Origin of the sequence: Thermoanaerobacterium sp. RBIITD (assembly GCF_900205865.1) — a bacterium.
In the GTDB taxonomy this organism is placed as follows: Bacteria; Bacillota; Thermoanaerobacteria; order Thermoanaerobacterales; family Thermoanaerobacteraceae; genus Thermoanaerobacterium.
Map to the genome: position 1 here is coordinate 2,652,711 of NZ_LT906662.1, position 20,450 is coordinate 2,673,160.

Genomic DNA, 20,450 nt, shown 5'->3' on the forward strand with positions numbered 1-20,450 from the left:
AAATTTGGGGGTGTAAATATGACAGACCCGAGATTAAAGAAGCTTGCAAATTTACTTGTACATTATTCAACAAGTGTAAAAAAAGATGATTTTGTCCTTGTGCAGGCAGGAGATATTGCAATACCATGGATCAATGAAGTTGTAAGAGAAGCTATTAAAACAGGAGCACATGTTGAGACATTAGTGGATATTCCAGACGTTTCAGAAATCATTTTAAAGAATTCAAGTGATGAACAACTAATTAAAGAGAGATATATACAGAAGATTGCATTAGAAAAAGCTGATGTCTGGCTTACAGCGTGGGCAAATAAAAATACAAAAGCGAATACAAATGTAGATCCTAAAAAACTGCAGCTTTCAGCAAAAGGTGCTACATCTTGGAGAAAGATTTACTCTGAAAGAATGGGAAATGGTACCTTAAGATGGTGCGGAACTCAGTATCCAACACAGGCAGATGCACAGGAAGCTGAAATGAGCTTAAGCGAATATGAGGATTTTGTGTACGGCGCAGGTTTCATGGATAGTGTAGACCCTATTGCACAATGGCAAAAAATCCATGATGAACAAGAAAATTGGGTAAATTATCTTAACAAAAAAAGTGAGATACGTATTTTATCAGAAGGTACGGATATAAAAGTCAATGTGGCGGGCAGAAAGTGGATTAATTGCTGTGGCAAAGAAAATTTTCCAGATGGTGAGGTGTTCACATCACCGGTAGAAAATAATATAAACGGACATATAACTTTTAGCTTTCCAGGTATCTACATGGGGAAAAGCATTGAAGGAATTTATCTTGAAGTTGAAAATGGCCTTGTTGTTAAAGCAACAGCTAAAAAAGGTGAAGATTTACTTCATGCGTTAATGAATACTGATAATGGCGCAAAATATTTCGGCGAAGTTGCAATTGGTACCAACTATGGAATACAGAAATTTACGAGAAATATGCTTTTTGATGAAAAGATAGGTGGTACAGTACATATGGCAGTAGGTGATTCAATGCCAGAAGCGGGCGGTAAAAATCGTTCTACTATTCATTGGGATATGCTTTGCGATATGAGACGTGGTGGAGAAATTTATGCCGACGGCGAGCTTTTTTACAAAGATGGCCATTTTATAAAGAGTGTATTATAAAAGGATTTATGAAATTTCTTTATTTAATAAATCGAGGGGTTCTATATATTCTAAGATGAAAAAAAGCACCGGCATTATGCCGGCGCTTTTAAAATTATTACTATACGGTAGATTCTGGTTTGTCAACAATAAATATACCAGGTATAAAAATCAATATTATTATAATAATTATTATGATCCATACCCAGTTGTTACAACCACATTTTGGTTTTTTGCAATCCATCCCTGACATTATAAAACCCCCTTTTATATTGGGAATAGATACAGTAATATAATATGATTGAAAGATTTTTTTGTTACTCTATTAACATTTTCTTTGCTGTATAGTAAAATAAAATTTAATGATGGATTTATGACTTTTATATAACTTGATGATTGTCCATCACCTACAAAGGGAAAAAAGGTAGAGCTAATGATAGCTTTATCGAAAACTGCAAGGAAAGTATTGGGAATCAAAAAAAGAAATTTTGGTATTAATATGAGATAATGATAAAGACTATAGGGAAAATGTTGGGAATGAGAATAGCATTGCAGAAAAGTAATAGAAAATCCATACTTATGTGGTGAAGGTTTTCTATATTTAAAACATAAAATATTTTATTTATATATATGAATAATGATATGATAAACGATGTCGTTGTATATTAATTTTTTTTGTCGAAGTTTCGATATAAATAGTATATAAAAACTTTATTAACTGTACTAAGGAGGACGAAAATGCTAAAAAAATGTTACTGCGGGGGAATTATAGAGATAAAGCCTACAGATTACGAGTTAATAAAGGGGAAAAGGGTTAAAATATATAAAAATGTTCCAACATATGTATGCCAAAAATGTGGTGCAAAGTATTATGACACAGAAGTGCTTGATAAATTATTAAAAGAAGATAATTGTATATCATATAGATTACATCAAACGTTTTAATTGGACATTTTTAGTTTAATATTAATACGGTGTATAATAATGGTTATAATTGCGGAAGAAAAAGATGAAAATTTACCACTAAAGCAAGTTTTATTAAACAGGGATTTTTCTTCAACACTTATAAAAAATTATAAACATAATGGTAAAATCCTTGTAAATAATCAATTATCAATGATAAACAGGATAATCAAAAAAAATGACATAATAGAGTTAATTTTAAATGATGCTAATGAGTCAATAGAGCCACAGAAGATGGAATTAAAAATATGCTATGAAGATGATGATATCTTGATAATTGATAAACCGGCGGGCGTGGTAGTACATCCTACAACAGGGTACCGTGAAAATACTTTAGCAAACGGAATTGCATGGTATTATGAAGATAAAAAAATAAAAAGCTCTATAAGACCTGTTAATAGGCTTGATAAAGATACATCAGGTTTAATTGTTTTTGCTAAAAATCCATTTATGCAAAATTATTTGCAAAATGTATGTCCGATGAATAAATTATATCTTGCCATTATAGAGGGCAAACTAAAAGATAAAGGCACGATAGATCTACCTATAGGCAGAAAACCAGGAAGCATTGTAGAAAGAATGGTTAGGCAAGATGGTGAAAGAGCAATAACACATTATACTGTTTTAAAAAGCAGTGAAAATTTATCACTTCTTAGAGTAAAAATAGAAACTGGAAGAACGCATCAAATACGAGTACATTTAAGCCATATAGGACATCCTATAATCGGAGATACTCTGTATGGCTCAAATAAGCTTTTAATAAGAAGGCAAGCATTACACTCTTTTAGAATTTCGTTAAAACAACCCTTTTTAAATAAATATATATCTATATATACACAAGTACCTCAGGATATGAAAAATGTATTAATTAATTCCTTCTAAATTAAAGTTGGGGATGTAGTTTTCAGATGCACTTTCGTCGTCTTGAACAAATCCATTTTCTAGCCCTATTTCAAAAAAATAATTTATTGCTTCTTCATAATCTCTATTATCTATTTTTTTATTTATTTCAGGATAATTTTTTGCTTTATAATATGGTATATATTGTCCCATAAGACTCACATATACTTCTTTTGGAAGGTTTTCTTTAATCCATTTAAGGATTTTTTTTGTTTCATGCAATTTCCCTGGCAATATGAGATGCCTTATTATCAAGCCTCTTTTCATTATTCCATTTTTATCAAAAATAGGAACTCCAACTTGTCTAAACATTTCTAATATGGCCTTTTTGGCATATTTAAAATATTCTGGTGCATATGAAAATTTTATAGCTGTTGTATCATCGTAATATTTTAGATCTGGTAGATAAATATCAATAAGACCATCTAAAATTCTTAATAATTCTACATTTTCATATGCGTTTGAATTATATACTATAGGTATACTTAGTCCCTTATCCTTTGCAATAAGTATTGATTCTTTTATCTTGGGGATATATATTGTAGGTGATACTAAATTAATATTATGTGCACCTAATTTTTCAAGATTTAAAAAGATATCTGCGAGCTTTTCGATAGATACAGTTATGCCAAAATTTTCTTGGCTAATCTTATAATTTTGACAGAAGACACACTTTAAATTACACCCTGTAAAAAATACAGTTCCCGAACCTCTTTCACCGCTTATACATGGTTCTTCCCATTTATGCAGATATGCCTTAGCAACTTTAATATTGTTAGACATACGGCAAAAGCCTCTTTTAATATTGCGATCGACATTGCAATTCCGAGGGCATATATTGCATTTTTGTAAATCCATTTATAACACCTCATCAATTATTTTACTATAAAACTATAAATTATAAAATAAGTGATATACATCACAAATTTGATAGCTTTTTTAATGTATAATATAAATTGATATCCTATTAAAATGGAGGTGACATAATGGCTAAAAGGAAGATTATAAAAATAGATGAGGAAAAATGCAATGGATGTGGTCTATGTGTAACACCGTGTGTCGAAAGTGCCATAACTATAGAAAATGGTAAAGCAAAAGTAATAAGTGAAGAATTATGCGATGGTGCTGGTGTTTGCCTTAATGTATGCCCAACAAATGCTTTATCGATAGAAGAGAGAGAAGCGGTTCCTTTTAACGAAGAAGCTGCTATAAAACATAAAAATAATATAAATAAGGATAGATGTTTATATTGTGGCAATACTGATGATGATGCACCTATAATAAGCTTTAAATACAAGGGTGAAATAAAACATGTTTGTGCGAAATGTCTACCGCAACTCATACATGGATAATTATTTCCTTTTAGGAATAACTGGAGGAGGAGACGGGGGTCCTGCTAATTCATGGCGTGGAGAGTGGACGATAGTTATACTGTTCATTATTATCTCTATCTCTTCTCCATTATCTTTTACCTTTTTTCTACATTCAACTCTTGGAATAACTACAGTAACCTCATGTGGTACTTCTATATTTGTCCTTCTTTCGACTGTTATATTGAGGCCGTAAAGATTTAAGGTTATCTTATCATATCCTTTATTTTTATTTCCCCAAATACCTTTTATGGCATTTGCTAATTTATCGAAACTGATCATAGCAATCCTCCTCCAATACATATTATGCAGAAAAATATATATAGTTCATATATGTAAATTTAAAATATCATAAGACATATATTTGTAAAATCTAAATAAATTGAATAAAAACGATAATTTGATAAAAAATATAGACGAATTCTTTCAGAAAGGGTGTTTATAGTGAAAAACAATATGACTGCAGCAAATTTACGTTCCGCATATGGCGGAGAAAGTATGGCATATCAAAGATATAAGGTATGGAGTAAAAAAGCAATGGATGAAGGCTTTAAAAATGTTTATAGATTATTTAACGCCATTGCATATGCTGAGGAGGTACATGCTAGTAATCACTTTAAAGCACATAAAGACTTAGAAGGAGATTTTTTAGTTCCATCTATGGCTGGATTCGGAATAGGTAATACTTCACTAAACCTTGATAAAGCCATAAGCGGTGAACTTTTTGAAGTCAATGAAATGTATGCTACGTACATAAAAGTTGCTGAATTTCAACAAGAGGAAGGTGCAAAAAAGACTTTTACATGGGCAAGAGAAGCAGAAAAAATTCATGCAGACCTATATAAAGAAGCAAAATTAGCAGTTGATTCAGGGAAGGATGTAAGCTTTAACGAAGTACATATATGTAGTGTATGTGGCTATACTACTGTAGGACCAATACCTGATAAATGCCCGGTTTGTGGCGCTGATACGACAAGATTTGTAACCTTTTAATTTCCAGATTTCTACTATTGCAATGAGTATTTTTAGGATGTATACTATAAATATCTTGAAGGTCCTGGGAAGTTTGTTTACGGTGATTTTGTTTTCAACCAACACAATGACATCGGGAATCCAAACTCAGTTACAGATGAAAAGCCTACATTGATAGGACTTCAGAAATAGCTGATAGGATACCCACCTGCGAGAGAGGGTTTGAAAACATAGCCGAACGGCTTCGCGGGATACAGGAAAAATAAAATAGAAGAAAAAAAAACCGGCGCTAACCGGTTTTTTTTGTATTTAAAATAGATTTCTTAAAATTTTTTTGCTGTAATATAATTTAATAGAGGTGATTTTATGATCATTAAAATAGACGGTATGTCATATGATTATCCGGATAGTACAACACTTGAAGAGATATCTTTAGATTTTAAAGACATGTATCCAGCGAAAATAGTTGCCGCAAAATTAGATAATGAAATAGTGGAACTGACAACCAAAAAATGATAAAGATAGTTTTAATTGCAGGACCTTCTTCATCAGGAAAGACATCTTTTGTACATAGATTGAGCGTACAATTGAGAGTCAATGGATTAAAACCATTTCCTATATCTCTTGATAACTATTTTTTACCAAGGGATAAAACACCGAAGGACGAATTCGGTAATTATGATTTTGAATCAATAGATGCTCTTGGCTTAAATTTATTTAATAATCAAATAATAAAGCTCATTCAAGGCGAAGAAGTAGAATTGCCTATTTTTAATTTTAAAAAAGGTGAAAGAGAAAAAAATGGCAAAATAGTAAGGCTAGAAGGAGACCAAATAATCTTAGTTGAAGGAATACATAGTTTAAATGACAGGCTTACGAAAGAGATACCCAAGGATAATAAATATAAAATATATATAAGTGCTTTGACACAGTTAAATCTTGATGAACATAATAGAATATCGACTAAAACTAGACACTTTTAAGAAGGTTGGTTAGAGATAATCAATTTCGCTCAAGTGACGCATCAAGAACCATTTTAATGTGGCCTTCTGTGAGGCGTGGTGAAGAAAAATATATATTTCCATATCAAGAGGAAGCAGATATTATGTTTAATTCTTCACTGCCATATGAGTTGTCAGTTATTAAAAAGTATACCGAATCACTTTTAAAGGAAATCAAGAGAGATAATGAAGCATATTCTGTAGCAAAGGAACTGCTTGAATTTCTTAGCTATTTTATATCTCTTGATGATGAATCAGCAATACCTCAAAATTCTTTAATCAAGGAATTTATAGGTGGCAGTTGTCTTGATATATAAAAAAATTCTAAATTTGATGTTGATTTAATATATAATAAGTGGTAATATTTTTTTGAGATGGGTTTTGGTTTTTTGGGTAATTTTAATATTTTGGGAATAAAGGAGGAAATATTTTATGAATATTGTCGATCCGATTATTGGAGCAATTGTCGACTACATAGACAAGAATCCAGAAAAGAATCTTTTAACCATAGCAAATCTTATGTCTAAGCTTACGGTGATGCCAGAACATAAAGAACAAATAGAAAGTGTAAAAAAATTTCTAAATGATAAAGAAAGTAACTGGTACAAATTCACAATCAAAGGTTTAAAGAATGTAGATAAAAATATTTTAAAAAGACTTTTGCTTAATTTCTTTATTAATTGTAATTTTAAGGGCATACCAAAACAAAAAGAAATGTCACAAAAACTGGGGGTTTCCGTCCCATGGGCGATTTTAATTGATCCAACTGAAGCATGTAATTTAAGATGTACCGGTTGTTGGGCTGGTGATTATAAACCACACAGTCTTTCAAATGAAGTTCTTGATAGAGTATTTACAGAGGCTGAGAAGCTTGGCATTTACTTTATAGTCTTATCCGGTGGTGAGCCAACTGTTAGAAGGGATGATATAGTAAAACTTGCAGAAAAACACAGCAATCAAGTATTCCATTTATTTACAAATGGTACGTTGATCGACGAAAAATTTGTAGAGGATGTAAAACGTGTTGGAAATATTACATTTGCTATAAGTATTGACGGCCTTAAGGAAAAGACTGATGCAAGACGTGGGAAGGGAACATTTGACAAAGTTATGCATGCCATGGATCTATTAAGAGAGAATGGTGTACCATTTGGATTTTCAGCAACATATACAAAACAAAATACAGAAGAAGTTGGCAGTGATGAGTTTATAGACATGCTCATTGATAAGGGATGCTATTTTGGATGGTATTTTACATACATTCCCGTTGGTAAAGATGTTGACCTTGAATTAATGGCGACCCCTGAGCAAAGAAAATATATGTACGAAAGAGTAAATTATATTAGGGCAAATAAAGAGTTATTTGCAATAGATTTCTGGAATGATGGAGAGTATAGTGGTGGATGCATAGCAGGTGGCAGAAGGTATTTGCATATAAATGCAGCTGGTGAAGTAGAACCATGTGCATTCATACATTACTCAAATGTCAATATAAATGATGTTAGTTTGGAAGATGCTTTAAAGTCACCAATTATGAGGTCATACCAGAAAAGGCAGCCATTTAATACAGATATGTTAAGGCCATGTCCTCTCATAGATAATCCCGAAAAGCTTCTCGAAATAGTAGAAGAGTCTGGGGCACATAATACACAGGCCCATGATGTATCAGATATACACAACATGGTAGATGAACTAAAGGCTGTTGCGGATAGATGGGGTAAAGTCGCTGATGATATTTGGAATAATAAGAATGTTTCCCAAAGGGAGGCTTGACTCATAATATAAAATGCCCTATTATGTATTTGGTGAAAGAAATGGGGTGTTTATGTGCCTTTAACAAAAAGAAAGATAGACTTTATAAAAACATTGATAAATCTTTATGAGAGACATAAAAAGCCAGTTCATTATGTAGATGTTGCGAACACGATGGGCATTAGCAAGTGGACTGCATATGATGTTTTAAATGACCTTGAAAAATTAGGCTATGTTAAAAGAGAATATTATATAAATGATGATAAGGTACTTGGCAGGTCAATTCTTGTGTATACACCAGATGATAGTGCATATGAACTTATAAATAAAAATTGTACACAGGAATGGAATGCAATGAAAGAACTGCTGATTAACACTATTAAAAAAAATGATGAATCAAAGGTGATTGATAATTTTTTGAATGAAAATAAAGACGCTTTAAAACCACTAAAATTTTGTGCATATGTATTGACAACATTATTATTGAAGATTAAAACATTAGATGTAGCGACACTTGATAATGTAAAAAATTCAGTATTAATGATTGGATCGGAAACTTCAGTGATATTTTTTGTTGGAATTGTCATTGGTATACTAATTAATTATCATTTAAAAAATGAAAGCCAAAAAATATTAGACAAAATTAATGTTTTCCACCAATATGTGAAAGAATTAAGTAGTGGTGATAAAATTCTTTTAACTAATTTCCTAAAAGAATCACTGCTATACATTTAACGGCCGAGAGGCCCTTTTTTTTGTATAATTAGATTTATTTTAAAGAAAATAAATGACAGGAGGTGTTTTATATGGATAGAGATAAAGAAATAAGTGAGATAGTAGATTTTGTTGAAAGATACAAAGAATCAATGGCAAGTCAAATGGTTATGTCAAGAATCCTCGGTGATAAAAGTGCAAAAGTAGATAATGAAACAATTGCTGAGCTAAAACACCACATAGAAAATGCTAATGATGATGAACTTGAAGCATGTTACTATATAATAAAATAAGTTTTTGTTTTTAAGAAAAATATGGTATATTATTTATATAAAAAGTTAGAGGAGGTAAAAAAATGAAAGTTTATGTTGACCAAGATTTATGTATCGCATGCGGTCTTTGTATTGATACATGTCCTGCTGTCTTTGACTGGAATGAAGAGGGAAAATCTCATGCAATAGTTGATGAAGTTCCAGAAGGCGAAGAAGAGGCAAGCCGCGATTCAATAGAAGGTTGCCCGACGGAGGCAATTAAGGAAGTTTAGTTTTAAAGAAAATTTGGGTTATTTTGTCAAGATATATGCCTTTGCTATAGGTTAAAATAATAGCGGATATGCTTTTCTATGTCGAAAAGGAGAAAGTTACATTCTAAATCAGAGGATGAGCTTGATTCATTAAAAGAAGTTTTAGAAGAACTACACCTTGATGGTAATATCGAAAAACGCGGTCTTTAGAATATGACGACAAGAGAAGTTGGCAAAACAGGTGGAAATATGATTAAAAAATGGTTAAGTATGTGACGAAAAAGACGGGAAAATAGATTTGAATGATAAAAGCTGAAGGATTTCCTTCAGCTACTTATTTATTATTTTTTTATTTTGCTAGATTTGGTTTTTGTAAATAAGAAATAAAAAATATACTTCTGACTTTTATATATCAACTTTTTAATTAGTAAAGTTTTCTAATACATGAATAATTGACAAATATTGGCATATTGTTTTTTTATATATAAAAGAAGGAAAAATGATATTATTGGCGTAATATTATTAAAAAGGAGGACTTTATATGAAGGAATTATCTATAGATAAATTAAAAAAATATATAGATCCGAATTTGTTTAATTTTGTCACTACAGAAACGATAAAATCTCTTGACGGTCTTATAGGACAGGAAAGAGCTAAAGATTCGATGGAATTCGGCCTTAAAATTAAGCAAAAGGGATACAACATATTTATAACTGGACTTATAGGAACAGGTAAATCTAGTTATGCCACAAGCTCTATAAATAAAGTTGCATCAGAAGAAAAAGTACCTGATGATTGGGTTTACGTTTTTAATTTTGATAAACCATCACAGCCAATTGCAATAAATTTAAAACCCGGTGTGGGAAGACAATTACAAAGGGATATGAAAGAATTTGTTGAGCAGCTTCAAAGGGAAGTGCCAAAGGCATTTAACACTAAATCATATGATTTGCAAAAAAGTGAAATCATAAAGAAATATCAGGATAAGAAAAATAACTTAGTAGAAGAACTAAATACACTTGCAAAAAATTTTGGATTTGTCTTAAAGGAAACAAAAACCGGAATTGTAAGTATTCCAGTTATTGATGGTAAACAGGTAAATAATGAGGAGTATGAACAATTAGATGAGGAAAAGAAAAAGGAAATAGAATCAAAAGCGTCGGAATTTGAGGTTAAGGTACTTCAAATATGGAAAGATATACAGAATGTTGATAAAGAAGCCAGAGATGAAATACATGAACTTGACAACAATATAGGGTTATTTGCTGTTGGACATCTTATTGATGATTTAAGAACAAAATACAGTGATTATAATAGTGTAATAAAATATCTAGACAGTATACAGAGGGATATATTAGAGAACCTTGATAACTTTAGAAATGAAGATGACGAGGATAACCAGTTTCCATTTATATTAAAGAAGAATAGAAAAGCTTTTTTAAAAAAATACAGTGTAAATCTCTTTGTTGATAACAGTCGTATGAAGGGTGCACCTGTCATAGTTGAGTATAATCCTAACTATAATAATATACTTGGCAGCATAGAATATGAAAGTGATTTTGGTGTCGCAACAACAGACTTTACTAAGATAAAAGCTGGTGCACTACATAGAGCAAATGGCGGATATTTGATATTGCAAGCAAAGGATGTTCTTACATATCCATACGTTTGGGATGCATTAAAAAGAACTTTGAAGACAGACAAAATAACAATAGAAAATGTGACATCATCATATGGGTTATTATCGATATCATCGTTAAAGCCTGAGCCTATCGAGCTTAATGTGAAAGTCGTATTGATAGGTACACCCTATTTATATCATCTTTTGTATAATTATGACGAAGACTTTAAAAAGCTTTTTAAAGTAAAAGTTGATTTTAATGATGTTATGGATCTTAATGATGATAATATTGCACAAATGGCGGCGTTTGTCAAAAAACACTGCGAGACGGATAACTTAAGACCGTTTCACAATACAGGCGTTGCAAAAATTATAGAGTATTCAACAAGAATATCGGAGGACCAAAACAAACTTACAACACGGTTCAATGATATTGTCGAAATTCTATATGAATCAGACATCTGGGCTGAGATAGATAAAAGTCCAATAGTAAAGGGTGAACATGTAGAAAAGGCGATAAAAGAGAAAATAAAGCGTGTTAATATGATAGAAGAAAAATATATCGATTATTTTAAAGAAGGGCTATTTTTAATAGATGTAACAGGTGAAAAAGTAGGTATTGTAAATGGTCTTTCTGTTATTGACCTTGGTGATTATCAATTTGGAAAACCTTCTAGGATAACTGTTACAACATATCCTGGTGAAGAGGGTGTAGTAAATATTGAAAGAGAGACAAAGATGAGTGGTCACATACATGATAAAGGTGTTATGATCATAACTGGCTATATAGGGAGTAAATATGCGGATGACTTCCCACTTACACTTTCTGCACGTATATGTTTTGAACAATTGTACGAAGGCGTAGAAGGTGATAGTGCATCAAGCACAGAGTTATATGGAATACTATCGAGCTTGTCAGGTGTACCAATTAAACAAGGTATAGCTGTTACTGGCTCTGTCAATCAATTTGGGATAATTCAACCTGTTGGTGGTGTGACACATAAGATCGAAGGCTTTTATAAGCTCTGTAAGGTTAAAGGCTTAACTGGTGATCAAGGAGTAATTATACCGGAGCAAAATATAGAGAATCTTGTACTTGATGATGAAGTTATTAATGCATGTAAAGAGAAAAAATTTCACATCTATAGCATAAAAACTATTGATGAAGGAATGGAGATATTGACAGGCGTGGAAATGAGTGTTATAAACGAAAAGGTAAAAGCAAAGTTAAAATCATTTTATGAAATTATGACTAAAAATAAGCAAAACAAAAGCGAATAATGGAGGGAATGTATGGATGTGACATGTGTCACAAAAAATGATATTAGAGAATTTGCATATAAATCGGGAATAGATGTATTAGGTTTTGCAAGTCCGGATTGCCTTTTTAAATATCGAGTTTTATTGAAAAATAGGTGTGAGCTTGGCTTAAGTTGTTCCATTGAAGAAAAAGATGTAGAAAAGAGAATAAATCCTGCTTTGCTATTAGAAGATGTTAAAAGCATTATTGCAATAGCTGTATCGTACAATATTGATTTCAAAAGAGATGACCTTAAATCAGGTTTTGGGATTGTATCAAGAACATCTTGGGGTAAAGATTACCATATGGTTTTGAAAGAAAAACTCGATATGCTAAAAAGCTTTATATTATCAAAATGTAACAATGCAAAAATGGTATCACTTGTCGATAACAATCCACTCCTTGAAAGGGCTATAGCATATAGTGCTGGAATAGGCTTTTATGGGAAGAACAACATGATTATTAACGAAGAGTATGGTTCGTACATATTTCTCGGAGAGTTATTGTTAAATGTATATTTTGAACCTGATACACCAATTGATTCAAAATGTGGTGATTGCAGCTTATGCTTAAAAGCATGTCCTGGGAAAGCATTTGTTAGCGACTATAATATAGATGCAAATAAATGTCTGTCATATGCAACAATTTATAAAGGGTATTTAAATGATGAAACAATAAAAAAATTAGGCAAAAGGATCTACGGCTGTGATGTCTGCCAAGAAGTTTGTCCATTTAATAAAAGGGCGAAAAAGGTTATGAGAAATGAATTTATTCCGGGAAAACTTAAACCTCGGCATAATCTCACAGAGATTCTAGACCTTGACAATAAAAGATTTAAAGAGGTATTTGGGCCTACATCATCTTCTTGGAGAGGTAAAAATACAATAATAAGAAATGCAATAATTGCTTCAATAAATTCTAAAGACAAAGACAGTATTAAGTCATTAAAATCCTTATTAAAAGGAAATAGCGCTTATTTAAGAGGATATAGTGCATATGCTTTAAGCATTTTGGATGGTGAAAGGTCTATAAGTGGCATAGAAAATGCTTATTTAAAAGAAACTGATATAGAAACAAAAGAATTTATGAAAAAGGCTTTGAAAAATATAAGAGGTGAGGTTTTTGAGGATAACAAAAGATAATGCATTAAGGGTTATAATTATTCTTGAGAAGACATACCCAGATGCGAAACCAAGCCTTCATTTCAAAAATGCTTTTGAACTATTGATAGCAACAATTTTATCTGCACAGTGTACTGATAAAAGAGTAAATATGGTGACAGAAAGATTGTTTAAAAAATATAATTCACCATATGATTTAGAAAATATTGTTCCATCTGAATTTGAAAAGGAAATAAAAGATTGCGGATTATATAGAAATAAATCTAAAAATATTATAAAAACTTGTAAGATTCTATGTGAAAAATATGATGGCAATGTTCCTGATGAACTTGAAAAATTAATGGAATTGCCTGGGGTTGGAAGAAAAACTGCAAATGTTGTTATTAGCAATGCATTTAAAAAAGATGCAATAGCTATTGATACACATGTTTTCAGGGTTTCAAATAGAATAGGCCTTGCGGATAGTAAAGATGTTTTAAAAACCGAAGAACAATTGATGGAAATAATCCCTAAAAATTTGTGGTCAAAGTCACACCATCTTTTAATATATCATGGTAGAAATATATGTATTGCAAGGAAGCCGAAATGCGACATTTGTCCTGTAAATCATTTATGTTTATTTAATAAAAAGTTAATGAAAAATTTATAAGTATGTAATTAATTTGCAAAATATGTGGTATATAATTTAAGTAAAAGTTTCAAAAATTATTATTAATGGGGAGATCAATATGGAGACAAAAGATACTAAGAGAAATAGAAACAAAAATAGCTATTTTTATATTATTTTATTAGTGTTGGTTCTTGTGGTTTTCGCAGGTTCCATTGCGATGTTTTATACTATTTTGAATCAAAATGTTATAACAAAAGGGGTATATGTAAATAACATAAATTTAAGTGGTTTAACAAAGGAAGAAGCATATTCAAAATTGCAGAACAGTCTAGAATCCTTCGATAATTTTGAGGTAATATTGAAATATAATGATAAACAATATGCTTTGACAAATAAAGATATCAAAGTAAATTATGACTATAATAAAATGGTTGCTGATGCATATGCAATAGGTAAAAAAGGCAACCCATTAGATCGCTTAAAAATCATATATAATGTGAGAAAGCATGGTGAATATTTAAAATATAAGCCGAAAGCAAATTACAATAACTTAAATTCATTTGTAACCAATATATCAAAAGACATTGATAAAAAACCTGTAGATGCAAAAATAAGTATTTCATATGGTAAAATAAATATAACAAATGATATACCTGGGCAGAAAGTTGATGTTGGGAAGACTGTCGATGATGTTAAAAATGCAATAAATAGTTTTATTAACAATGAAGGAAATAGCAAGATTGAAATTCCGATTACGGTAGTAAAAGTTGATGCAAATATAAAAGCATCAGAACTTAGTATGGTTAAAAACAAAATTGTGTCGTATTCTACTCAATTTAATACATCCGATGTTAACAGATCAGAAAACTTGGCTGTTGCAGCAAAAGCCCTTAATGGAAAACTTTTAATGCCTGGTGATGAATTCTCCTTGAATAAAGCATTAGGGCCAAGGATTATCCAGAATGGGTATAAAGAAGCACCTGTTATAGTTGGTAATAAGCTTGTACCAGATATAGGTGGCGGAGTATGCCAGGTTGCAACTACACTGTATAATGCTGCATTAAGAGCTGATTTAAAAATAGATGAAAGATACCATCATACATTTCCGGTAGGATATGTATCACCAGGTCAGGATGCTACTATATCCGGTGATGTACTTGATTTAAAATTCAAGAATCCATCACAGTATCCTCTATATATTGAGTCGTACATCAATGGCAATAATTTTGTGGTTAATCTATATGGATATACAAAGGATCCTTCAAAAAGAATAGATATATATTCAGAGATTGTTGACAAGTATGAACCAAAGGTAAATTACGTTAATGACCCTACTTTGCCAGAAGGTCAGGAAAAAGTCGAAGTAGAACAGCATACGGGGTACAAAGTTAATACCTATAGATTGATTTATCAAAATAACGTGCTTCAAAAGAAAGAATTTTTATATACAGATATATATAAACCTGTTGATGGTGTTATAAAGCGTGGCACTAAGAAGGCAGACGGGACAAGTAATACAGTTAAAGAATCTAATCAAAATAACAGTAAAGTAAATACTTCTACTGAGGATTTAAATGGTAAGCCTCAAAACATAAATCCTACAAATTAAAAAACGAGTGGAAACACTCGTTTTAATTTATTTTTTTTTCTTGCAATCTGGGCAATACCCGTAAAAATAAAGCTTCTGTTCTGTAAGAAGATAATCTGTATGCTTGCTTACTTCCTTTATAACATCCTTAAGCACCGATTCATCAAGGTCATCTACCCTATTACAACCATAACAAATGAGATGTGGATGTGAGTCTGTGTTTGCATCATACCTAAAACTACCTTCACCTACATTAAGTTCTTGCACAAGGCCAATATTTTTAAGCATTTCAAGCGTTTTGTACACGGTTGCGAGACTCATTGTAGGGAAATCGGACGACAATTTTTTATATATTGTTTCAGCGCTCGGATGTTCTTTCGTATTTCTAAGCATATTTATTATTGCAAGTCTTTGTGGTGTAACCTTTAATCCCTTCTCTTTTAAGACTAATGAAATATCGTCCACTATATCCCTTCTTTCTGTATGGAATATTAATTAATAAAATTTATCACATAATATTCGTATTTAAATTATACTATTTTTATATTGTTCTGTCAAATATATTTTAATAAAATTGTTTAATTAAGTGGATTATTGTCAACTTGAAGTTAACAAATTGTAGTGATATAGTTATAATTGGGTTTATAATATATTGATGGATGGAGGACATTAAAATGTCATATAAATTAATTGCTATTGATATGGATGATACACTTCTCACACACGATAAAAAAATCTCCGAAGAAAATATCAAAATTTTGAAGAAAGCCCATAATAATGGAATTTATATTGCTATTTCTACAGGAAGAATATACGCATCAGCATATGCATATTCAGAATTTCTTGGCTTTAAGCCATATATTATTGCAAGTAATGGTGCTATAATAAGAGATCCTAACAATAAAGAAATATATGAAAGTGTTCTTGATTTAGATGCTCTAAAGTATTTGATAGAATTAGGGAATAAATATGATACATATTACCATTTTTATAGTGATAAAATAGTTTTTTCACCGGAAACTACAAACAAATATCAAAAATATGGTGAATGGAATAGACTATATAATGAAACGCTAAAAGTCGAGATAAGAGAGATTCCTACGTCTGTAGATATTGTTGATAAACTTGAAGATAAAATTGTTAAGTTTGTTATATTTGATGAAGATGCGGAAAAAATAAAAGAAGTTAGGAATATAATCGACAAAGATAAGAGCGATAGACTTGCAATAACGAGCTCTTATTACAATAATATTGAGATAATAAATAAGGACGTAAGCAAAGGTAGCGCTCTTAAAATACTTGGAGCATATCTTGATATAGAAAGGCATGAAATGATGGCAATAGGTGATAGTGAGAATGACCTTGAAATGGTACAGTATGCCGGACTTGGTGTAGCCGTAGAAAATGCAATTGATTTGTTAAAATCCAATGCAGACTACATAACAAAGACAAACATGGATGATGGTGTGGCATATGCTATTAAGAAGTTTGTACTATAAAAATTTATTAAAATTGACGATATATTATTTGCATATTATAATAATAAGCATTAGAAATATTTTCATGGGTGGTGATATATTGGCAAAAGAAATTATTGATAAAATTTTGGAATCGGAAGATAGATCAAATAAAATAATTGAGTATGCTAAAAAGGAAGCCCAATCAATTATTGATGATGCGAAGAGAAAAAGCGATGCAATAATAAAAGAATCATACGAATATGGAAAAAACGAGCAGAAAGAACTTTTAAATAAAGCTGATAGAGATGCAAATACTGCTATAGAAAAGAAAAGACAAGAAAAAGATGATATAATAGCTGGTTTAAATATTATAGTAGAAAAGAACATGAACGATGCTGTAAATCTCATCTATGAGAGGATAGTGGGTACATATGTCGGTAGCTAAAATGAATAAAATGACCCTTGTTGGGTTTAAAAAGGATAAGAAAAGATTTTTAAAGCTGCTACAGGAGATGGGATTGGTAGAATTAGCAGAGATTGAAATAGAAAAACTTAAGAAGGAGTATGCAACAGACGAATTGTACGAAGTCGATAATTTTTTATCCGACTGTAAATCAGCAATAGCTGTTATCGAAAAGTATATAAAAAGCCGTAAATCCGGCTTTGAAAAACCCAAAATGAGTACAGAAGAGATATCAAAAATACTTGAAAATAAGCAAATCTTAAGAGAACATATGAAAAAAGTTGTAGCATTAGAAGATGAAATCAATCAAATTAAAAATGATAGAGGAAGGCTTATATCGACTATAGATATTTTAAAGCCATGGATTAATCTTGATACACCTATCGGTGAATTAAAATCTATAAAAGACATAAATTTTAATCTTGGAGTAATTTCCAAAAGAGTTTATGAAAAATTTGAAAATGAAATTAATTTAAAAATAAAGGAACATTATATTGAATTATTAAATGAAACAAAACCAGATGTATATTTGCTTTTGATTTATCACAAATCTTTTGCCAACGAAATAGAAGATGTAATAAGAAAGTATGGCTTTGTAAAATATGAACTGCCAATTAATGATACGCCAAAAGTTGCAATAGACAATTTTGAAAGAGATATATCCAATATGGAAGTTGAAATATTAAACACAAAGAATGAAATATTAGAAAATGGAAAATATTTAGATTCATTTAAAGCTTTGTGTGATTATTATACAACCAAAAGAGATAGGATTGTTGCAGGTGACAAAATACTCAATTCTAAAAAAACTTTCTATCTAGAAGGATGGTTACCAGAAAAAGCGGTTGATAATGTTAACAAAGCCTTAAAAAAATTAAATACTACATATTATATTGATTTTAGAAAACCAGAGGATGGCGAGGAGTTCCCGATAATACTGGAGAACAATAAATTTGTAAGGCCATTTGAAGCCGTTACAGAATTCTATAGTCTTCCAAAGTCAAATGAAATTGATCCTGATTTTGTCATGGCGCCATTTTTCTTTGTGTTTTATGGTATGATGATTGGTGATGCAGGTTATGGAATTGTTCTCGCTTTACTCACATTCTTGGCACTTAAATTTATACCATTTGAAGGCATGGCAAAAAAGCTTATTCAGCTTTTAATGTTAGGTGGTATATCAACATTAATATGGGGTGCAATGTTTGGCAGCTGGTTTGGAAATCTCATAAAATTGAAGCCATTGTGGTTTGACCCTTTAAAAGATCCAATGAAACTATTGATTTTTTCATTTATTCTAGGTGTAATACAAGTTTATGTTGCGATGGCTATGAAGGCATATATTAATATAAAAGAAGGTAAGATACTTGATGCTATTTTTGATCAAGGCTTTTGGTATATATTTTTAACAGGACTTATGATGTTTTTGATTCCTCAATTGTCTTCTATAGCTAAATATGTAGCACTAACAGGTGCAATTTTGTTAATACTCACACAAGGAAGGGCCAAAAAGAACATTATTATGAAATTTCTTTCAGGATTAATTAGCTTATATAGTGTTACAAGCTTTCTCGGTGATGTTCTTTCGTATTCAAGAATACTTGCACTTGGGCTTGCGACAACAGTTGTTGCAACTGTAATGAATACAATTGCACTACTTTTTAAAGGAAATATTTTTCTATATATAATTTTCGCGCCTATTGTATTGATTATAGGACATTCATTTAATATTGCAATCAATGCACTGGGAGCATTTGTACATTCCAGCAGATTGCAATACATCGAATTTTTTGGAAAGTTCTACGAAGGTGGAGGTAAGGCATTCACACCTTTTAGAATAAAAACAAAATACTTTAAATTTGTTAAGGAGGAATAAATATGAGTTTACAAATTGGACAAATATTTGCATTAGTTGGTGCAGCATTGGCAGTTATATTACCTGGAATTGGATCTGCAAAAGGGGTCGGTCTTGTGGGTGAAAGTGCTTCTGGTGTTATAACAGAAGATCCAAGCAAATTTGGGCAGATACTTATTTTGCAAGCTATACCAGGTACACAAGGAATATATGGATTTTTGACAGGATTCATAATTATATCCAAGTTGGGTGTTCTAAGTGGGAATATAGCGCAACTTACACTTGGACAAGGGTTATTGATATTTGCTGCATCACTGCCTATTATGATTGTAGGATTAGTCTCTGCTATATATCAGGGTAGAGTTGCAGCTGCAGGTGTAAGTATAGTTGCTAAGAAGCCTGAAGAGGTTGCAAAGGCCATTACATTTGCCGCAATGGTAGAAACATATGCCGTTTTGTCTTTATTGATTTCTGTTTTAACAATCACGTTTATAAAAATATGAGGTGGTCATAATGTCGGGAATAGAAAGCATTCTAAGCCACATCATAAATGACGCCGAGGAAGAAAAACAAAAAATTTTAGCTGAAGCGAAAAATAAAGCAAAGGAAATTATTGATGCAGCAAATCGAAAAGCCGATGAAATAAAAAAAGACTTACATGAAAGGGCATATGAAAAAGCCGAAGATTACAAGAGAAGAAAAATAAGCATGGCAGAGTTGGATTTCAAAAAGGAAATACTTACCGCGAAGCAGAAATTTATAAATGATGCTTTTGATAATGCCCTTTTATTTTTAAAAAATATGGATAGAGTTAAATACATCCAGTATTTGAGAAATTCAATCATTGAAGCGGTTGATAAAGGCGATGAACAAATAATTGTAAACAGCAATGATAAAAATATAATATCACCAGAATTTCTAAAGGACATAAATGTCTTTTTAAATTCAAGGGGTATAAATGCAAATGTAACATTGTCTAATGAAACTGCCGATATAAGTGGCGGATTTATCATAAAATCCGATGATGTAGAAATAGATAATTCATTTGATACACTAATTCAGAATTTAAGGGAAGATTTGGAGATACAAGTAGCCCAAATATTATTCAAAAGCTGAGGGGGCTATTT

General features: G+C 31.2%; 24 protein-coding genes, 1 other RNA gene and 1 pseudogene. 22 read left to right on the top strand and 4 right to left on the bottom strand.

The window, feature by feature from the left end; translation table 11 throughout:
* Positions 1–18 precede the first annotated feature (18 nt).
* Positions 19–1,131 (top strand): aminopeptidase, encoded by a 1,113-nt coding sequence (locus CPG45_RS12760; protein ID WP_096232281.1) that lies wholly within the window; start codon positions 19–21, stop codon positions 1,129–1,131.
* A gap of 100 nt (positions 1,132–1,231) precedes the next feature.
* Here CPG45_RS12760 and CPG45_RS17960 read toward each other — a convergent pair whose 3' ends face one another.
* A complete protein-coding gene (locus CPG45_RS17960) occupies positions 1,232–1,363 on the bottom strand; it encodes a hypothetical protein (RefSeq protein ID WP_255405188.1) in 132 nt (43 codons plus the stop codon).
* Positions 1,364–1,848: 485 nt separating this feature from the next.
* Between CPG45_RS17960 and CPG45_RS12765 the strand changes: the two genes are divergently transcribed.
* Positions 1,849–2,055, top strand: coding sequence for a YgiT-type zinc finger protein (locus CPG45_RS12765; RefSeq protein WP_096232282.1), 207 nt, complete (start codon positions 1,849–1,851; stop codon positions 2,053–2,055).
* Between the two features lie 39 nt (positions 2,056–2,094).
* Positions 2,095–2,955 carry an RluA family pseudouridine synthase gene (locus CPG45_RS12770; RefSeq protein ID WP_096232283.1) on the top strand — a complete coding sequence of 287 codons (861 nt, stop codon included), beginning with the start codon at positions 2,095–2,097 and terminating at the stop codon, positions 2,953–2,955.
* Here the strand turns inward: CPG45_RS12770 and CPG45_RS12775 are convergent.
* Positions 2,938–3,831: a radical SAM protein gene (locus CPG45_RS12775; protein WP_096232284.1), complete on the bottom strand. Its 894-nt coding sequence runs from the start codon at positions 3,829–3,831 to the stop codon at positions 2,938–2,940. The two genes, CPG45_RS12770 and CPG45_RS12775, sit on opposite strands and share 18 nt — an antisense overlap.
* Before the next feature lie 128 nt (positions 3,832–3,959).
* Between CPG45_RS12775 and CPG45_RS12780 the strand changes: the two genes are divergently transcribed.
* On the top strand, positions 3,960–4,325 hold the full coding sequence (locus CPG45_RS12780; RefSeq protein ID WP_096232285.1) for a 4Fe-4S binding protein: 366 nt from the start codon (positions 3,960–3,962) through the stop codon (positions 4,323–4,325).
* On the opposite strand, the gene CPG45_RS12785 is transcribed toward CPG45_RS12780, so the two are convergent.
* Positions 4,326–4,622, bottom strand: a complete 297-nt coding sequence (locus CPG45_RS12785; RefSeq protein ID WP_096233607.1) for a hypothetical protein — start codon at positions 4,620–4,622, stop codon at positions 4,326–4,328.
* Positions 4,623–4,787: 165 nt separating this feature from the next.
* On the opposite strand from CPG45_RS12785, the gene CPG45_RS12790 reads away from it, so the two are divergent.
* The 13 genes and pseudogenes from CPG45_RS12790 to CPG45_RS12845 all read left to right on the top strand — a co-directional run bounded on the left by CPG45_RS12790 (position 4,788) and on the right by CPG45_RS12845 (position 15,566).
* The gene (locus CPG45_RS12790) at positions 4,788–5,336 is read left to right on the top strand and encodes a rubrerythrin family protein (protein WP_096232286.1); all 549 of its coding nucleotides are present in this window, start codon (positions 4,788–4,790) and stop codon (positions 5,334–5,336) included.
* 58 nt (positions 5,337–5,394) lie between these two features.
* Positions 5,395–5,572: non-coding RNA, 6S RNA (gene ssrS / locus CPG45_RS12795), on the top strand.
* Between the two features lie 109 nt (positions 5,573–5,681).
* Positions 5,682–5,831, top strand: a complete 150-nt coding sequence (locus CPG45_RS16900; protein WP_157732407.1) for a hypothetical protein — start codon at positions 5,682–5,684, stop codon at positions 5,829–5,831.
* Positions 5,819–6,633, top strand: a pseudogene (locus CPG45_RS18285) (nucleoside kinase); the annotation flags it as partial. The gene CPG45_RS16900 and the pseudogene CPG45_RS18285, both read left to right, overlap by 13 nt.
* Before the next feature lie 115 nt (positions 6,634–6,748).
* A complete protein-coding gene (locus CPG45_RS12805; RefSeq protein ID WP_096232287.1) occupies positions 6,749–8,089 on the top strand; it encodes a radical SAM protein in 1,341 nt (446 codons plus the stop codon).
* A gap of 54 nt (positions 8,090–8,143) precedes the next feature.
* Complete coding sequence (locus CPG45_RS12810) at positions 8,144–8,803, top strand: helix-turn-helix domain-containing protein (RefSeq protein WP_096232288.1); 660 nt, start codon at positions 8,144–8,146, stop codon at positions 8,801–8,803.
* A gap of 71 nt (positions 8,804–8,874) precedes the next feature.
* Positions 8,875–9,075 carry a hypothetical protein gene (locus tag CPG45_RS12815; protein ID WP_096232289.1) on the top strand — a complete coding sequence of 67 codons (201 nt, stop codon included), beginning with the start codon at positions 8,875–8,877 and terminating at the stop codon, positions 9,073–9,075.
* Between the two features lie 62 nt (positions 9,076–9,137).
* A complete protein-coding gene (locus CPG45_RS12820) occupies positions 9,138–9,326 on the top strand; it encodes a ferredoxin (RefSeq protein WP_096232290.1) in 189 nt (62 codons plus the stop codon).
* Between the two features lie 192 nt (positions 9,327–9,518).
* On the top strand, positions 9,519–9,581 hold the full coding sequence (locus CPG45_RS18545) for a small, acid-soluble spore protein, alpha/beta type (protein ID WP_231969123.1): 63 nt from the start codon (positions 9,519–9,521) through the stop codon (positions 9,579–9,581).
* Between the two features lie 265 nt (positions 9,582–9,846).
* Complete coding sequence (locus tag CPG45_RS12830) at positions 9,847–12,207, top strand: Lon protease family protein (RefSeq protein WP_096232291.1); 2,361 nt, start codon at positions 9,847–9,849, stop codon at positions 12,205–12,207.
* Between the two features lie 18 nt (positions 12,208–12,225).
* Positions 12,226–13,368 carry a tRNA epoxyqueuosine(34) reductase QueG gene (queG, locus tag CPG45_RS12835; RefSeq protein ID WP_096233608.1) on the top strand — a complete coding sequence of 381 codons (1,143 nt, stop codon included), beginning with the start codon at positions 12,226–12,228 and terminating at the stop codon, positions 13,366–13,368.
* The gene (nth, locus tag CPG45_RS12840; RefSeq protein ID WP_096232292.1) at positions 13,349–13,996 is read left to right on the top strand and encodes an endonuclease III; all 648 of its coding nucleotides are present in this window, start codon (positions 13,349–13,351) and stop codon (positions 13,994–13,996) included. The genes queG and nth overlap by 20 nt, the downstream gene beginning before the upstream one ends.
* 79 nt (positions 13,997–14,075) lie before the next feature.
* Positions 14,076–15,566, top strand: coding sequence for a VanW family protein (locus tag CPG45_RS12845; RefSeq protein ID WP_096232293.1), 1,491 nt, complete (start codon positions 14,076–14,078; stop codon positions 15,564–15,566).
* A gap of 27 nt (positions 15,567–15,593) precedes the next feature.
* Here CPG45_RS12845 and perR read toward each other — a convergent pair whose 3' ends face one another.
* Entirely contained in the window at positions 15,594–16,010 is a 417-nt protein-coding gene (perR, locus tag CPG45_RS12850; RefSeq protein ID WP_096232294.1) for a transcriptional regulator PerR, read from the bottom strand.
* A 209-nt stretch (positions 16,011–16,219) separates the two neighbouring features.
* Here perR and CPG45_RS12855 point away from each other — a divergent pair, with 209 nt between their 5' ends.
* The 5 genes from CPG45_RS12855 to CPG45_RS12875 all read left to right on the top strand — a co-directional run bounded on the left by CPG45_RS12855 (position 16,220) and on the right by CPG45_RS12875 (position 20,439).
* Positions 16,220–17,044 (top strand): Cof-type HAD-IIB family hydrolase, encoded by an 825-nt coding sequence (locus CPG45_RS12855; RefSeq protein ID WP_096232295.1) that lies wholly within the window; start codon positions 16,220–16,222, stop codon positions 17,042–17,044.
* A gap of 79 nt (positions 17,045–17,123) precedes the next feature.
* Positions 17,124–17,450 (top strand): hypothetical protein, encoded by a 327-nt coding sequence (locus tag CPG45_RS12860; protein ID WP_157732408.1) that lies wholly within the window; start codon positions 17,124–17,126, stop codon positions 17,448–17,450.
* Positions 17,437–19,344, top strand: coding sequence for a V-type ATP synthase subunit I (locus CPG45_RS12865; RefSeq protein WP_096232297.1), 1,908 nt, complete (start codon positions 17,437–17,439; stop codon positions 19,342–19,344). The genes CPG45_RS12860 and CPG45_RS12865 overlap by 14 nt, the downstream gene beginning before the upstream one ends.
* Before the next feature lie 2 nt (positions 19,345–19,346).
* Positions 19,347–19,826, top strand: a complete 480-nt coding sequence (locus tag CPG45_RS12870) for a V-type ATP synthase subunit K (protein WP_096232298.1) — start codon at positions 19,347–19,349, stop codon at positions 19,824–19,826.
* A gap of 10 nt (positions 19,827–19,836) precedes the next feature.
* A complete protein-coding gene (locus CPG45_RS12875; protein ID WP_096232299.1) occupies positions 19,837–20,439 on the top strand; it encodes a V-type ATP synthase subunit E in 603 nt (200 codons plus the stop codon).
* The last annotated feature ends 11 nt before the right edge of the window (positions 20,440–20,450 follow it).

Coding starts and splice junctions, on each gene's coding strand:
- CPG45_RS12760 (WP_096232281.1), top strand. CDS start 19: ATGACAGACCCGAGATTAAAGAAGCTTGCAAATTTACTTGTACATTAT.
- CPG45_RS17960 (WP_255405188.1), bottom strand. CDS start 1,363: ATGTCAGGGATGGATTGCAAAAAACCAAAATGTGGTTGTAACAACTGG.
- CPG45_RS12765 (WP_096232282.1), top strand. CDS start 1,849: ATGCTAAAAAAATGTTACTGCGGGGGAATTATAGAGATAAAGCCTACA.
- CPG45_RS12770 (WP_096232283.1), top strand. CDS start 2,095: ATGGTTATAATTGCGGAAGAAAAAGATGAAAATTTACCACTAAAGCAA.
- CPG45_RS12775 (WP_096232284.1), bottom strand. CDS start 3,831: ATGGATTTACAAAAATGCAATATATGCCCTCGGAATTGCAATGTCGAT.
- CPG45_RS12780 (WP_096232285.1), top strand. CDS start 3,960: ATGGCTAAAAGGAAGATTATAAAAATAGATGAGGAAAAATGCAATGGA.
- CPG45_RS16900 (WP_157732407.1), top strand. CDS start 5,682: ATGATCATTAAAATAGACGGTATGTCATATGATTATCCGGATAGTACA.
- CPG45_RS12805 (WP_096232287.1), top strand. CDS start 6,749: ATGAATATTGTCGATCCGATTATTGGAGCAATTGTCGACTACATAGAC.
- CPG45_RS12815 (WP_096232289.1), top strand. CDS start 8,875: ATGGATAGAGATAAAGAAATAAGTGAGATAGTAGATTTTGTTGAAAGA.
- CPG45_RS12820 (WP_096232290.1), top strand. CDS start 9,138: ATGAAAGTTTATGTTGACCAAGATTTATGTATCGCATGCGGTCTTTGT.
- CPG45_RS12830 (WP_096232291.1), top strand. CDS start 9,847: ATGAAGGAATTATCTATAGATAAATTAAAAAAATATATAGATCCGAAT.
- CPG45_RS12845 (WP_096232293.1), top strand. CDS start 14,076: ATGGAGACAAAAGATACTAAGAGAAATAGAAACAAAAATAGCTATTTT.
- CPG45_RS12855 (WP_096232295.1), top strand. CDS start 16,220: ATGTCATATAAATTAATTGCTATTGATATGGATGATACACTTCTCACA.
- CPG45_RS12865 (WP_096232297.1), top strand. CDS start 17,437: ATGTCGGTAGCTAAAATGAATAAAATGACCCTTGTTGGGTTTAAAAAG.
- CPG45_RS12870 (WP_096232298.1), top strand. CDS start 19,347: ATGAGTTTACAAATTGGACAAATATTTGCATTAGTTGGTGCAGCATTG.
- CPG45_RS12875 (WP_096232299.1), top strand. CDS start 19,837: ATGTCGGGAATAGAAAGCATTCTAAGCCACATCATAAATGACGCCGAG.